At 67.2% G+C, this 14,994-nt stretch carries 10 protein-coding genes; 5 read left to right on the top strand and 5 right to left on the bottom strand.

Annotated elements, in window-relative coordinates:
• Positions 1-265 precede the first annotated feature (265 nt).
• From V5F63_RS19130 to V5F63_RS19110, 5 genes are all read right to left on the bottom strand, one after another.
• Positions 266-3,004, bottom strand: a complete 2,739-nt coding sequence (locus V5F63_RS19130) for a molybdopterin-dependent oxidoreductase (RefSeq protein WP_394100597.1) — start codon at positions 3,002-3,004, stop codon at positions 266-268.
• A complete protein-coding gene (locus V5F63_RS19125) occupies positions 3,001-4,509 on the bottom strand; it encodes an NADH-ubiquinone oxidoreductase-F iron-sulfur binding region domain-containing protein (RefSeq protein WP_394100598.1) in 1,509 nt (502 codons plus the stop codon). Before V5F63_RS19125 ends, V5F63_RS19130 begins: the two co-directional genes overlap by 4 nt.
• Positions 4,493-5,296, bottom strand: a complete 804-nt coding sequence (phnC, locus tag V5F63_RS19120; RefSeq protein ID WP_394100599.1) for a phosphonate ABC transporter ATP-binding protein — start codon at positions 5,294-5,296, stop codon at positions 4,493-4,495. Before phnC ends, V5F63_RS19125 begins: the two co-directional genes overlap by 17 nt.
• Before the next feature lie 21 nt (positions 5,297-5,317).
• A complete protein-coding gene (gene phnE / locus V5F63_RS19115) occupies positions 5,318-6,199 on the bottom strand; it encodes a phosphonate ABC transporter, permease protein PhnE (protein WP_394100600.1) in 882 nt (293 codons plus the stop codon).
• Positions 6,200-6,307: 108 nt separating this feature from the next.
• On the bottom strand, positions 6,308-7,189 hold the full coding sequence (locus V5F63_RS19110; protein ID WP_394100601.1) for a phosphate/phosphite/phosphonate ABC transporter substrate-binding protein: 882 nt from the start codon (positions 7,187-7,189) through the stop codon (positions 6,308-6,310).
• 350 nt (positions 7,190-7,539) lie between these two features.
• Between V5F63_RS19110 and V5F63_RS19105 the strand changes: the two genes are divergently transcribed.
• The 5 genes from V5F63_RS19105 (at position 7,540) to V5F63_RS19085 (ending at position 14,946) form a co-directional block, all read left to right on the top strand.
• A complete protein-coding gene (locus V5F63_RS19105) occupies positions 7,540-8,409 on the top strand; it encodes a LysR family transcriptional regulator (RefSeq protein ID WP_394100602.1) in 870 nt (289 codons plus the stop codon).
• Between the two features lie 41 nt (positions 8,410-8,450).
• Complete coding sequence (locus V5F63_RS19100) at positions 8,451-9,455, top strand: phosphonate dehydrogenase (RefSeq protein WP_394100603.1); 1,005 nt, start codon at positions 8,451-8,453, stop codon at positions 9,453-9,455.
• A gap of 713 nt (positions 9,456-10,168) precedes the next feature.
• On the top strand, positions 10,169-11,047 hold the full coding sequence (locus V5F63_RS19095) for a tyrosine-type recombinase/integrase (RefSeq protein ID WP_394100604.1): 879 nt from the start codon (positions 10,169-10,171) through the stop codon (positions 11,045-11,047).
• Between the two features lie 13 nt (positions 11,048-11,060).
• Entirely contained in the window at positions 11,061-12,281 is a 1,221-nt protein-coding gene (locus V5F63_RS19090; protein ID WP_394100605.1) for an IS91 family transposase, read from the top strand.
• Positions 12,282-13,212: 931 nt separating this feature from the next.
• On the top strand, positions 13,213-14,946 hold the full coding sequence (locus V5F63_RS19085; protein WP_394100606.1) for a recombinase family protein: 1,734 nt from the start codon (positions 13,213-13,215) through the stop codon (positions 14,944-14,946).
• Positions 14,947-14,994 lie beyond the last annotated feature (48 nt).

Raw genomic sequence — 14,994 nt, 5'->3', positions numbered from 1 at the left:
GCGCAGGGCGCCTCCGCTCGCCGCCCTCTGGGCGCGCAGAACGCGGGATGCCCCATCCGTGATCAAGACCAGACCAACCGCCACATGGCACGCCGAAACCGACGCGCCGGGAAGGATGAGGCTGGGAAGTCCTATCTTCTTGTTTACAAGACGAGCTTTTGAATGCGCGGCCGCCGCACGCCAGGAGTTGGCATCGGCATCCCGCCGGCAAACCGAATACCTGCACCATCCAGCATGTGCCACTTTGTATGCTGAAATGGCGTCGCTATGGACTCGCGCAGCGCTCCACGGCCGCCGCGCAGAATTTGAATTCTGGCACACGTGTCGTTGGATCGAGGCGGTTGATGGTCAGCTCGTTGGCGGCGGCCTCGAAGAAGGACATGGCCATCCAGACCACGCCTGGGCGCACCGCGGGATCAGGTCGCGCGGCCAGATGCACCATGCCCCGCCGCGTGCGCACTTCCACCGTGTCGCCAGTGGCGATGCCGAGGCGCGCCAGGTCATCGGGATGAAGATGGGCCCGCGGCTCGTGGCTCAGCGCCTCCAGGACAGGGGCACGGCGCGTCATGGCGCCGGTGTGCCAGTGCTCGCGCAGTCGCCCCGTCATCAGGATGAAGGGATAGTCGGCATCGGGCATCTCATCGGCGCCCGGCCCGTCGAGCGGCGCGATGAGCGCTCGTGGTCCGCGCGCGAAGCCGTCGGCGAACAGGCTGTTCCGTCCCAGGTCGGCCGAATCGAGCGGATAGCGGGCATGACTATCGCGCACGAGCCGCGACCACTTGAAGCCCGCGAGCGCCGGCACCACGCTCGCCATCTCGTCGAAGAGGGTCTTCACCGTCACATCCTCCCAGGGCAGGCCGAGGCGAACGGCGAGGTCACGCACGATCAACCAGTCCGGCCGTGCAACGCCGGGCGGCGCAAGGGCCGGTTTCACGCGCTGCACCATGCGGTCGGTATTGGTCACGGTGCCCTCGCGCTCCGCCAGCGCGGCGGCGGGCAGGATCACGTCGGCGAAAGCCGTCGTCTCGGTGGGGAAGATGTCCTGCACCACCAGATGGTCGAGGCTGGCCAATGCCGCCCGCGTTGCCGCCAGGTCGGGATTGGCCATGGCGGGGTTGCCCCCCACCACATAAAGGCCCCGGATGGTGCCGCGCCGGGCGGCGTCGAGCATCTCCACCACCGTGAGCCCGGCGGCGGACGGCACATGGCCATCCCACATCTCGTCGAACGCGGCACGCTCAGCCGCGCTCTCCAGGCTGCGGTAGCCCGGCAGATAATTGGGTAGGAGGCCAGCATCGCACGAGCCTTGCACATTGTTTTGACCGCGCAAGGGGTGGAGGCCGGCACCCGGACGCCCGACCTGGCCGCAGACTAGCGCGAGGGCAATCACCGCGCGGATATTGTCGGCGCCGAAGGCGTGCTGGGAGGCCCCCATGCCCCAGAAGGTCATGGCGGCGCGCGCGCCGGCGAACAAGCGCGCAGCCTCGGCGATGACCTCGGGCGCAAGACCACTGCAGCGCGCGGCCACGTCCAGCGTAAACGGCTCCACCCGCGCGCGCAGCGCTTCGAAACCCTCCAGCCGTTGCGCAACGAAGGCTTTGTTATAAAGCCCCTCCGCAATGACGAGGCGCGTCATGGCGGAGAGCAGCGCCACGTCGGAACCGGGCGCGAGGGGCAGGTGATGGCTGGCGAACCGCGACAAAGACTGCGCATGGGGATCCATCAGGATCAGCTTCGTGCTGCGCCGAAGCGCACCCTTCAAAAAGGACGCAGCCACGGGATGGTTCATATCCGGATTGGAGCCCACCATCAGTACGACGTCCGAATGGGCGATCTCCTCGATGGGCGCGGTCACCGCGGCAAATCCGGTGGCCTCCGTCAGCGGCGGCACCGAGGCGCACAAGCGCGTGCAATGGTCGATATGGGGCGTGCCGAAGCCGAGCCGGGCCAGCTTCTGAAGCAGGTAGGCATCCTCGTTCGAGCCCTTGGCCGAACCCAGCACTCCCAATGCGGATGGGCCGTGATGATCGCGCAGCCGGGCAAAGCCTTCGGCCGCGTGCGCCAGCGCTTCCTCCCAGCTGGCCGGCCGGAAAAGGGAAAGGACTTCGGCGCCGCGCAGACCATGGCTCGGATCCTTGGGCGCATCGGCCCGACGGATGAGGGGCGTGGTCAGGCGCTCCTCATGGCGTAGATATGCGAAGCCAAAGCGCCCCTTAACACACAGCCGGCCGTGATTGGCGGGCCCGTCCGCGCCCTCCGCCCAGACTACGCGATCGTCGACCAGATGCAGCGTGACCCGGCAGCCCACGCTGCAGAAGGGGCATACGGTCTCGCCTTCTGCCGTCACTGCGGACCTGCCGCCGGCCTCCAGCAACGCCTTCGGAGCGAGCGCGCCGGTGGGACAGACTTGCGCGCATTCCCCGCAGGAGGCGCAGCGGCTCTCGCCCATGACGGCGCCGGCATCAAAGGCCACGTGCAGCTCCGACCCGCGTCCAGCGAGGGCGATGACGCCATTCACCTGCACGTCGCGGCAGCCCATCCGGCACTTGCCGCAGCGGATGCAGGCGTCGGGGTCGAGCAGGATGCCGGGATGGCTCGCATCCGGCGCCCGGCTGGCGGCGCGCCGTCCGAAGCGTTCGGGGTCCGCGCCGGTGCGGGCGACCAGCTCCAGGAAGGGACTGTCCCGATGGCGTGCCACGGCCTCGGCGCTCATCTCGGAGGCCAGCAGCTCCACGGCGAGACGGCGCACCTTCAAGGCGCGGGGCGTGTCGGTGCGCGCCCGGAGCCCAGGGGCGACCTGATGGCGACAGGCGGGCACAAGATCGGGCGCGCCCTCCACCTCGACGAGGCAGGTGCGGCAGGCGCCGATGGGGGCAAAGCCCGCGCGTGTCGAGGCGCACAGATGGGGCAGGTCCAGCCCCGCCGCGGCAGCAGCCTGAAGGAGGCTCTGGCCCGGCTGGGCGTGCACGGCGCGCCCGTCGATCTCGATCAGAATGCTGTTCATGGATTGGACGGTGCAAGAGAGGAGGAAAGGCCGCCCAGGAAGCGGCCCGCATTGCGTCCGAGGGCGCACAGGGAGGCCTCGCCCATGACCGTGGAGAGGTCGCCAAGGATGGACATGTCGAGCGGCTCCGGCGCCGCGAGAACGTGAGCGGCCTTGGCCGTGCCCACGCGGCACGGCCCACACTGGCCGCAGCTCTCGCGGGCGAGATAGGCCGCCATCCGCGCCGCGATGGCGCGCTTGTCGTCGTCGGCACCGAAAACAATGATGCCGCGCGTGCCGAGGCGCAGCCCCTCTGCCAGAAGATCCGCGAGAGGCCGGCGGCAGTCCGCAGCGGCAACGAGGGTGCCGGAGGAGCCTGCGACCACCATGCCGCCGAGCCGTGCGCCGGCGGCCATGCCACCCGCCAGCTCCACGAGGTCTTCGAGCCGGGCAAGGCCGTGCGCCAGCTTTGGACCCGGCGCGCGCACCCGTCCCGAGACGCTGAACACCGCCGCCTGCGGATCGAGCAGGCCGGAGACCGGCACGGCAGGATCGGGCGCCGCGCCCCAGGCGGCGCGCAGGCGGAAATAGGTCTCCGCATTGTGGAGCACGGTCGGCCGGCCGAGATAGCCGCGCTCGGTGGGAAAGGGCGGGCGCTCGCTCGGGCGCGCCGGGCGGCCTTCGAGGCTGGCGATGAGCGCCGTCTCCTCGCCGCAGATGAACGCCCCGCCGCTGCGTCTCAATTCGATGGCGATGCCTTCGGTGAGCCCGGCGGCCACGACATCAGACATCGCCTGGCGCAGGATGGCATGGATGGGGGCGTAATCGTCCCGCACATAGAGGAAGATCGCGTCCGCTCCGGTCACCCGCCCGGCCACCAGCGCCGCCTCCAGGACACCGTGGGGATCGCTCTCCAGGATGAAGCGGTCCTTGAAGATGGCGAGCTCGCCCTCATCGACGTTCACGATGATCACGGGGGTGCCTGCGGCGGCCATCACCTGACGCCATTTCTCCGCCACCGGAAAGCCGACGCCCGCCCGTCCCACCGCATGATGGGTCGCGATAAGCTCCAGGATGCGGGCGGGCGCGTCGGGATCGTCCCTGAGGGCGTCGAGCACGCCATAGCCGCCGGCGGCGCGATAGGCGGCGAAAGAGCGGGGCTCGGGGGCCTGACGGGGCCCGTCGCAGTGGTTACGGCAGACCCCGCGCCCCGATGTCGTCCCGTGCCGCAGGGCGCAGGCAAGGTCGCCGCAGGCCTCGGTGGCATAGGGCTCAGATGCCCCATAATTCACCGCAGGAAAGGCGGTCGCCACCTCATAGGCCTCGGCGGGGAACAGGCGCAGACGATCGGCCAGATGGCGCAGTCCCTTCTCCGAGATGCCGCGACCGCCTTTCGCGTCGCGCACCTCCAGAAGGATCTCCAGGAGCCGCTCGCGGGTCGCGCCCCGCGCGAGGGACGTTTCGAGCGCCGCCAGCTCCGCCGCGTCCACCGGCCCGGCCGGCGCGATTTCAGGGGCGCGCGGCACGATAGAGCTCCTCGCGCAGGTCCGGCGTGAAGGCGCTTGCCGGCCCATCGAAGAACAATCGGCCCTGGCGCAAGGCGATGATGCGGTCCGCATAACGCGCGGCCAGATCCACCTGGTGCAAGCTGCACAGCACCGAGAATCCTTGCTCGCGCGCGGCCCGCTGGAGGATCTGCAGCACGTTCTCGGAGGATTCCGGATCGAGGCTGGAGATGGGCTCGTCAGCGAGGATCAGCTCCGCCTGCTGGGCGAAGGCGCGGGCGATGGCCACCCGCTGCTGCTGGCCGCCGGAAAGCCGCTCGGCCCGCTGATAGGCCTGGTCCATGAGGCCCACGCTGTCGAGGCACGCAAGGGCGAGCTGGCGGTCCGCCGCCGCGAAGCGGCGCAGCAGCACCCGCCACAAAGGCGTCGCGGCGAGGCGGGCGGCGAGCACGTTGTCCACCGCGCTGAAACGCTTCACCAGATTGAACTGCTGGAACACGAAGCCCACCTGGCGGCGCAGCGCCTTGAGGGCGGAGGGCTTGAGCGCGGTGACCTCGGTGCCGTTGATCACCACCGTGCCGGTGTCCGGCTCCACGAGGCGGGTGAGGCAGCGGAACAAGGTGGACTTGCCGCAGCCCGAGGGGCCGAGCAGCACCACGAACTGGCCCTTGGGCACGGCGCAGGAAATGCGATCCAACACCATGCGTCCATTGAAGGCCTTGGAGAGCTCGCGCACGATGATGGCCGCGGGCCCGTCCTGCGCCAGGGACTGGTAGGGCGAAAGAGTGGTGGGGGCGATGCTTTTCATGGGGGAGGCTCCCATTGCCGATCAGACGGCGGTCCGGCCTTCGGCGATGCGCACCGGCGTGCCGGCACGGGTGGCTGCGGTCTCAGGGCTCAGCACCAGGCGACGCAGATACGAGCTCAAGGTGTCGATGGTGATGACCATGATGAGGATGATGCCCAGCACGGTGAGCATTTTCGGGAAGTCCAGCAGGTCAATGGAATCCTTGAGCGTCTGGCCGATGCCGCCGGCGCCGACGATGCCGAGCACGGTGGAGGCGCGCACGTTGAACTCCCAGATGTAGAGGGTGACGGCCACGATGTTCGGCCACACGTCCGGCAGAAGGGCATAGCGGAAGGCGCGCACGGGGCCTGCGCCGGTCAGCTCCACCGCCTCCACCGGGCCGGGATCGGCCGGCTCGATCACCTCGGTGAGCAGCTTGCCGAGGGCGCCCACCATGTTGAAGGTGATGGCGAGCACGCCGGTGAACGGCCCGAAGCCCACCGCCGCCACGAAGATGAGCGCGAACACCAGGATCTCGGTGCCGCGCAGCACCCCGAACAGGCCGCGCACCAGCCGGAAGACGAGCATGTTGGGGGTGGTGTTGCGCGCCGCCAAAGGCACCAGCGGCGTCGCGATGACGAGGGCGCCGAGGGTGCCCACGGTCGCCATGGCGAGGGTCTGGAAGGCATCGCTCAGGACCCGATCGATGTCGGTCAGGTCCGGCGGGAACATCTCGGTGAACCAGGAGGCGATCTTGGGCAGGCCTTCGGCGAGCTTACCGAGATCGACGCGCGCGGCGGCAAAGCATGCGCTCAGAAACAGCGCCACCACCAGGAAGGCGAGCCAGCGTCTGATGTTGTGCCAAGCAAGGATGGACTGGGCGGGCTCGGCATAGCGCCGGCCTTCGAAGCTTGCGAGGGTCATGCTCTGTTTCCTGAGGCGCGCCCTGTGGGGCGCGAGCGGCCGGAAGCCGGTGCTTCCCGCCGCACCGATGGGGAAGGCCGGCCGCCCGAGAGGCGCCGGCCGGTGAGATCAGGAGCGCAGCTTGCCGGTGACGCGGCCGGCGTCCTCGATGAGGGCGTAATCCTCGTGGGTGGCCGGCACGAAGCCGTTATAGCCGCTGCCCATGAGCGTCTGCGCCTTGTCCTCGGGCAGGGAGGCGAGGATGTCGCGGATCTTGGCCTTCAGCGCCGGATCGAAGCCCTTGGGCACGCAGATGGCGTCGTTGGGCAGGGCCTCGGAGGTCCAGTAGACCACCACCTTGGAGGGGTCCATCTCGCCCGCCTCGATCATGCCGTTGCGGCCGCGATCCATGTCGGAGCCGAGGTCGATCAGGCCCTGCTGGATCATGGAGACGTTGTTGCCGAAGGTGGCGCCCTCGCGGAGCTGGAAGAAGGTGCGCGGATCGATGCCCTGCTTCACCAGGAAGGCATAGGGGATCAGCCAGCCGGAGGTGTTGCCCTGGTCGCTGAGGGAGAGCTTCATGCCCTTGGCGTCCTCGGGGAAATTCTTGATGGGCAGGCCCGGCCGGCCCTCAATGATGGCGTGATAGGAGGGCTTGCCGCGATATTTCACCGTGGCGATCACCTCGGTGCCGGCGCGCTTGTTGGCGAGCACGTAGCCCCACGGGCCGAGCCAGCCCAGATCCACATGGCCATTGGCCATGGCCACCGAGATGGCGGCCCAGCTCTCCGGGCTCACCAGCTCGTAGGTGGCGCCCAATTCGCCCGCCAGATAGCGGAACACCGGATCGAACTCCTTGATGGTGATGGACGGCGTGGGTCGCACGGGAGCGATGGCGAAGCGCAGATGCAGCTTGCCGTCGCGGGTCTGCTGTCCGTGCGCGGCACGGGCGAGGAGAGGAGCCGAAAGCGCGGAGGCGGCGAGCGCCCCGAAGCGACGACGCGTGATCATGACGACCTCATGGGTTGTTGATGTCTGCGGCAAGCCCGGCCGCGCCGACGGGTGGCGCGCCGTTTCAGTGGCATCGCCCTGCGCGGCGGAACATTGCAATATTCAATGAAATAACAATAACAATCATATTTCATTCTGATGACATTGGCGGCGTGAAATTCCATTAAATTTCGTATAATCAATAAGTTAATCGCAATATTTGCGGTGTCCGAGCGCGTCCGCGCCGGATTTTAGATCATAATGAAATTGCCTGTACAAAAGAGATGATGCATATATCCGGAACCGGCTCACCACGAGGCCGCAGCCGGATTGCGGAGCACGGGCTCCGCTACAGGAGGAGACGCCTTCCCATGCTGAATCTGTCCCAGGTTCAGACGTTCCTCGCGGTCATCGATGAGGGTGGCATCCAGTCGGCGGCCGAGCGGCTCGCCTGCTCCCAGCCTTCGGTGTCCCAGCAATTGCGCAAGCTCGAGGAGTTCTTCGGCGTGCCGCTCGTGGTGCGCAATCGCGCTCGGGCGGTGCCCACGCGCGACGGCGAATTGTTCCTGCCGAAGGCCCGCTCTCTGCTGGCCGCCGCCGATCGGGCGCGGGCGCTCATCACCGACCGGCGCCTCGTGGTGCATGCCAGCGGCAATGTGGGCGTCTTCCTCGCTCCGCGCCTGGTGGCTGGCTTCGAGCGGGAATTGGAGCGGCCCGGCGCCGTCGATCTCGCCATCGCCACCAATCGCGATGCCGTGGACGCGCTGGTGGCCGGCGCGGCGGACGTGGTGCTCACCGAATGGAGCGAGGAGCACCCCGCCGTGGAATGGCAGAGCTGGCGCCGCGAGAAGCTGGTGGTGATCGCCGCTCCCGAGCATCCGCTCGCGACCCGCAAGCGCATTCCGCGCAAGGCGCTGCTCGATCAGCCCATCATCGGCGGCGAGCCGGGCACAGGCACCGGCCGGGCGCTGGCCGGCGTGTTCGGCGCCGACGTCGCGCGGCTGAAGACCACGCGCCAGCTCGGCAGCACCGCCGCCGTGAAGGAAGCGGTGAAGGCGAATCTCGGCCTGTCCGTGGTGTTCGCCTATGCGGTCGCGGAGGACGTGAAAGCCGGCACCCTCGTGACCCTCGAGCTGGAGGAGGCCGACATCTTCAAGACCCTTTTCGTGGGCCTTGCGCGCGAGAGCCCGCACTCCTCCCTGACGCGCCGGTTCGCCGCTTTTTGCGCCGCTTCCGCCTGAGACCTCTTCCCTTTCCTTTCAGTCGCGATCAAAGGACCGCCATGGCCCGCAAGACCCTCGTCACCAACTGGGTGCACCCGGACGTGCTCGACCTCCTCGCCACCCGCGGCGCGGTGGATGCCAACCTCTCGCGGGAGCCGTGGCCCCGCGCTGAGATCATCCGCCGCGCCCGGGACGCGGACGCCATGATGGCTTTCATGACCGACCATGTGGATGCCGCCTTTCTCGATGCCTGTCCCAATCTCAGGATGGTCGCGTGCGCTCTGAAGGGCGCGGACAATTTCGACGCCGAGGCCTGCCGGGCGCGCGGCGTCGCCCTCACCATCGTGCCCGACCTGCTCACGGCGCCCACCGCCGAGCTGACGGTGGGGCTGATGATCGCCCTCGGCCGCAACCTGCTCGCGGGGGACCGGCTGATCCGCGCGGAGCTCTTCGCCGGCTGGCGGCCGGTGCTCTATGGGATGGGCCTCGACGGCGCGGAGGTGGGGATCGTGGGCATGGGCGCGGTGGGCCAGGCCATCGCCCACCGCCTGCGCCCGTTCCGCTGCCGCATCTCCTATTGCGAGCGCCGCCCGCTCACCCCCGCCGCCGAAGATGCACTCGGTCTGCTGCGGCGCGACTGGCCAAGCCTTCTCGCCAACAGCGACTATCTGGTCCTGGCGCTGCCGCTGAGCGGCCCCTCACAGCATCTGGTGGATGCCGAGGCACTTGCCGCCATGAAGTCGGGCGCACTTTTGATCAATCCCGCCCGTGGCTCGCTGGTTGACGAGGCGGCGGTCGCTGACGCCCTGGAGCACGGGCATCTGGGCGGCTACGCCGCCGACGTGTTCGAGACCGAGGACTGGGCCCGCCCCGATCGCCCATCCGGCATCGAGCCGCGGCTCCTGTCGCATCCGCGCACGGTGCTGACCCCCCATATCGGTTCGGCAGTGGACCGTGTCCGTCGCGACATCGCGCTGGCCGCCGCACGCGATATCGTGCGTTACCTGGATGGCGAGCCCATGGCTGAAACACTTGTATCCGCATTCGATCGAGCTATGGCCTGAGAGGGATAGGCTCTCGCAGCTTGGGTCCGGCCCGTGGGTCAGATGACCTCAGCGAAGCCGATCGACGATTACCCGTGATGAAGGCAAGGTCCATCGGTACGGTGTGGCCGGCGCCATATCTGAGAACCCGGCGCCGCCGGCAGGCGGCGGCGAAGCGACCCTGGCAGGGGGCGGTGCCGGAGCTCAACACCGTGCAGGCGGCCGATCGAGCGAAGGAGCAAAGTGCGATTCCGCTGGCGCTGCCAAGCCGGCTTGTTTCGGGTGGGCGCGGAGCCGTCGCCGCCAGAGCTGGACAGATTGGTGGAAAAGCTGATGGCGGCGACACTGGAAGATGGATCCAGCATCTTCAGACGCGTCTGCCAGGGGGCCTGGCAAATTTTGGCCGTACACTGAGATGGCGAACCCGCCCGAAACCGGACGCTATCAGTGGCGGCAAAGGGCTGGAGTCAGATGCGGGGCTCCCAAGTAGATCCCCCGGTGCCCAGTTTTGTTCCGAAGAGGTCTAAAATTGGCGCGCCGGGGAAGATAAAAATGGGAACGCCTATGTCATTGCAGGAAATGTATAATTTCTGCGATCAAGTCTCATTTGCGCCAGAGGACTAAACCGCTGCCGCGGTAACCGCGCTGCATGACGGGTAGTTGGATATTTTCGATGTGGCGTCCGGCATAGGCGGGCGGACGATCACGGGGTTTCTCAACCTTTGGAGAGCCCCATGGACCATCAGGAGCACCCCAACACACGGCCGACCATCAGCCCGCTGCGGCAGCGGATGATCGAGGACATGACGATCCGCCGGTTCGGCGAGCACACACAGCGCGACTATGTCCGCCAGGTAGCCGAGTTCACCGCCTTCCTCGGCCGGGCGCCGGACCAGGCCGAGCCCGAGGACCTGCGGCGCTACCAGCTCCATCTGGCCAGCCTCGGTGCCAGCTATGCCCGCATGAACCTCGCCTGCACGGCGCTGCGCTTCTTCTTTCACGTCACGCTGGGCCGGGCCGGCTTCGGCGATCGCATGGCGCGCATCCCGACGCCGGAGCGCCTGCCAGTGGTGCTCAGCACCGAGGAGGTAGCGCTGCTGCTCGCCCACGCTTCGAGCCTCAAGTACCGGGCCGCCCTCAGCCTCGCCTATGGCTGCGGCCTGCGGGTGTCGGAGGTGGCCCATCTCAAGGTCGCCGATATCGACAGCGCGCGGATGCTGATCCGGGTCGAGCAGGGCAAGGGCCGCAAGGACCGTTACGTCATGCTCGCGCCCGACCTGCTCGATCTGCTGCGCCGCTGGTGGAAGGAGCGGCGGCCGCAGGGCTGGTTGTTCCCGGGCCGCGATCCCGGCCAGCCCATCACCACCCGCCAGCTCGACCGGGCCTGCAGGATGGCGGCTTCCGCCGCCCGGCTCGACAAGCGGGTGTCGATGCACACCCTGCGGCACAGCTTCGCCACCCATCTCCTGGAGCGCAAGACCGATATCCGCGTCATCCAGGTGCTGCTCGGGCACCGGAAGCTCGACACCACGGCGGTCTATACCCGCGTCGCCCTGAAGACCCTGCGCGAGGTGGAGAGCCCGCTCTCCCTGCTGACACCTCCGCCCTTGTAAGCCATGCCGGCCCATGGCGCGGCCTGCGCTAGAGGTTGCGGATATCCTAAACGCCCATGGCGATGCCTATGAGAAGGCCCACGCCGGGCGTCTCAGCCGCGGCCAGTTGAAGGTGATGTCGGCGATCCGCTCCTGCCGCACGGCGGTGCTCGGCGGGCATGTGGCGCGCTGTGCCGACTGCACCCATGTGGAGATCGCCTACAACTCCTGCCGCAACCGGCACTGCCCGAAGTGCCAGGGAGCCGTGGCCCGGGACTGGCTCGCCGCCCGGCAGGCTGAACTGCTGCCGGTGCCCTATTATCATCTCGTCTTCACCCTGCCGGCCGCGATCGGCGCCATCGCCTACCAGAACAAGGCGGCGGTCTACGACCTGCTGTTCAGGGCCTCGGCCCAGACGCTCACCACCATCGCCGCCGATCCCCGGCATCTAGGCGCCCGCATCGGCATCACCGCCGTACTCCACAGCTGGGGATCGGCGCTCACCCATCATCCCCATATCCATGCCGTGGTGCCCGGCGGGGGACTGTCTGCCGGCAGCGCACGCTGGATCACCGGTCGGGCCCGGTTCTTCCTGCCGGTGCGGGTGCTGTCCCGCCTGTTCCGGCGGCTCTTCCTCGAAGGCCTTCGCGCCCTGCATGCCGCCGGCCGGCTCGCCTTCCTCAGTGACCTCACCCCGTTGGCGGAGACGCCTGCCTTCGAGGCGATGCTGGCACCCCTGCGCCGCGCCGAGTGGGTCGTCTATGCCAAGCGGCCCTTCGCCGGCCCTGCCGCAGTGTTGGCCTATTTGTCGCGCTACACCCACCGTGTGGCGATCTCAAATAGCCGGCTCCTTGCCTTGGACGACCGCGGCGTCACCTTCCGCTGGAAGGATTACCGCGCCAGGGCCAAGGCCGCGGGCAATGGCTGGATCAAGGCCATGACGCTTCCGGCGGATGAGTTCATCCGCCGCTTCCTGCTCCATGTCCTGCCCGACGGCTTCCACCGCATCCGCCACTACGGCCTGTTCGCCAGCGCCGTGCGCGCCGCCAACATCGACAGGATCCGTGCGCTTCTCGCGAAGGCAAAACCCGCCGCCTCGCCGGAGAGGGCTCCGCCGGCTGAAGAGAAACCAACAGAGCTCACGCTGCGCTGCCGGTGCTGCTCCGGCATCATGACCATCATCGAGACCTTCGCCCGAGGCTCGGTGCCGAAGACCTGGCCCGCCGCTTCCATCATCAGGATCGACAGCTCATGAGCGGCCCCACCTCTCCGGAACTCCAGTTTCATCCAGCAGGCCGCGTCGCAGGCGTGAAGGACAGCTTCGTCCTCACGCCGTCGATCCCACGCTCAGACTGGTCACGGCGACCGGCCGCACGCTCTTCAATGGGCGCCAGCCGCCCCGCTGCACTGTCCCGGACCGGAGGATCTTCCGGCATCCTACACCGGCACGACGCCCCAGGCGCCTGCCCGGATCTCAAATCCCCATAGCATCGCCAAGACCTCAGCCCTCGCGCACGTCGGACCGCGGTTTCCTCCCCTGGAGGCTTTCCGACGCCGGCCCCCGTGGCCAGCCCCACCGTCGTGATCGGGCCGGCATCCGAAACCCTTCACAAATGTTGACCTCCGGAACGGTAAAGGCCGAGGTCTGCTTTATGGAATAGCCAGTCCGACCTCTACGTCCGAGATGGCGGCGCAAAGCAGACGTCGCTGAGGGGAGCCGAGGGTCCGCAAGGGGTCGGAACTGCGTGCGGGCCGCAATCGAGCTGATCGAAAGCAAGTGGACATGCTCGACAGCGGAAAATGGCCGGCTAGACCGGCCAAGCTGACACGTCTCATTCACCCGGCAACCATCGGAAGCCGCGGCGTGCGTAACGGCTATTTCGTGAAGCCCGTCAGCCATCCAGACTGGCGAAATGTCCAAATGCCGTACGCTCCGAAATCGATGTTCCCGCGTGCGTGCGCCCCACGGCACATTGCCGGTGGACCTTTACGCCTATGCGAGAGAGACGCCGGGGCCTTCTGATAATCCGCGCCCCATCGAATCTGACCGTGCTAGAATCCGCGTGACCGATGACTGGCCCCAGGTGCTGCCGATAGCGGAAGCCGAGCTGCGGGTCATCGAAGCCCACTTCGCAGAGGTGCTCGACGAGCTGTTCGGCCCTCTTCCGTGAGAGGAGACGCCGGACGTGGCCAGACATGCAGCGGAGCGGAATGTAGGAGCTACAACCGGCATCGCTGAGCGAGCCGCTCTCTATCTCCGCGTCTCAACCGGGCGACAGGCTGATAGCGATCTCTCCATTCCCGATCAGCGCCGGCAGATCGAAAATTACTGCCAATCGAAGGGTTGGGAGCGGGTCGCGGAGTTCGTTGAGCCCGGCAATACCGCTACCGATGATCGGCGTCCCGCCTTTCAGGCTATGATCGACGCCGCGCTGACCAAGCCCGCTCCCTTCGGCGTCATCATCGTTCACAGCTTCTCGCGCTTCTTCCGTGATCAGTTCCAGTTCGAGTTCTATGTCCGCAAGCTCGCGAAGAACGGCGTGCGGCTGATCTCCATCACCCAGGACCTCGGCGACGATCCCATGAGCGTCATGATGCGCCAGATCATGACGCTGTTTGACGAGTACCAGTCGAAGGAAAATGCGAAGCACACCCTACGGGCGATGAAGGAGAATGCCCGTCAGGGCTATTGGAACGGCTCACGCCCTCCCATCGGCTATCGCATCGTGATTGCCGGCCAGCGCGGCTCCAAGGTCAAGAAAAAGCTGGAGATCGATCCGATCCATGCCGACACGGTGCGGCTAATCTACAGGCTGGCCCTAACGGGTGATCCGCAGCGCAACGGCAGCCCGATGGGGATCAAATCGATCACCGCTTACCTCAATGAGCGCAACATCCGCACCCGCGATGGCGGGCGCTGGGGGATCGCTTCCGTCCATCAGATCCTGACCCGAACCACCTATATCGGGGAGCATCGGTTCAACACGCGGGACCACAAGACCCGAGCCCCCAAACCGGAAGCCGAGCACGCGATTGCCCAAGTCCCTTCGATCATTACCGAGGCTGAATTCCGTGCCGTGCAGGCGAACCTCAAGGCGCGAAGCCCGCAGTGGACGCCGCCACGGGAGGTGAGCGGCCCGACACTTCTGACTGGCATCTGCTTCTGCGCCAGCTGCGGTGGCGCCATGACGCTGCGGACCGGAAAAGGCAGCTCTGGCGGCATGTACCGCTACTATGCCTGCTCGACGACCGCGCGCATGGGTAAAACCGGCTGCAAAGGGCTAGCTGTCCGCATGGACCGGCTGGACCGGGCCGTCATTGATCATCTGGAGCGACGCATCCTCGATCCTGAGCGCCTGTCCACCCTTCTGGAGCAGCTTCTCGACCGGCGCGAAGAATGGGTCGAGCGGCGGCGCAACCACATCGCCGAGCTCAACAAGCGGGCGACGGAGTCCGAGGCTAAGCTGAAGCGCCTTTATGAGGCGATCGAAAACGGCCTCATCAACATGGCCGATCTCTCATTGAAGGACCGCATCGCCGAGCTGACCGCGATTCGCGACCAGGCCCAGGCCGACGCCGAGCGCGCGCAAGCGGCTGTGGAGAGGACTGGCCCGAAAGTTACCGTCGAGAGCCTGAAGCACTTCTCCGAGGTCGCTCGCGCCAAGCTGCGCACCGAGACCGGCGAGTATCACCGCGACCATCTTCGCGCGCTCGCTCAACGCGTCGAGGTGGTGAGCAAGTCAGAGATTCGGCTCATGGGAAATAAATCGGACCTTCTGCGCACGTTGGCTGCCGCATCAAGCGTAGGAGCGGCGGCGAACGGCGTTCGCAGTTTTGTACCGAAGTGGCGCACCCGACACGATTCGAACGTGTGGCCCCTAAGTCTCTTTTCGTCTCCATTTCCGCGACAGCCGACTTGACACGCGCCTTCGGAGCGTCACACGTCTTTAAGATTGATGTCTCGCGAT

It is taken from the genome of Xanthobacter wiegelii, assembly GCF_043193855.2.
Classification (GTDB): domain Bacteria; phylum Pseudomonadota; class Alphaproteobacteria; order Rhizobiales; family Xanthobacteraceae; genus Xanthobacter; species Xanthobacter flavus_A.
The sequence above is the reverse complement of the archived record's forward strand: the minus strand, read 5'-3'. Positions and strand labels throughout refer to the sequence as shown.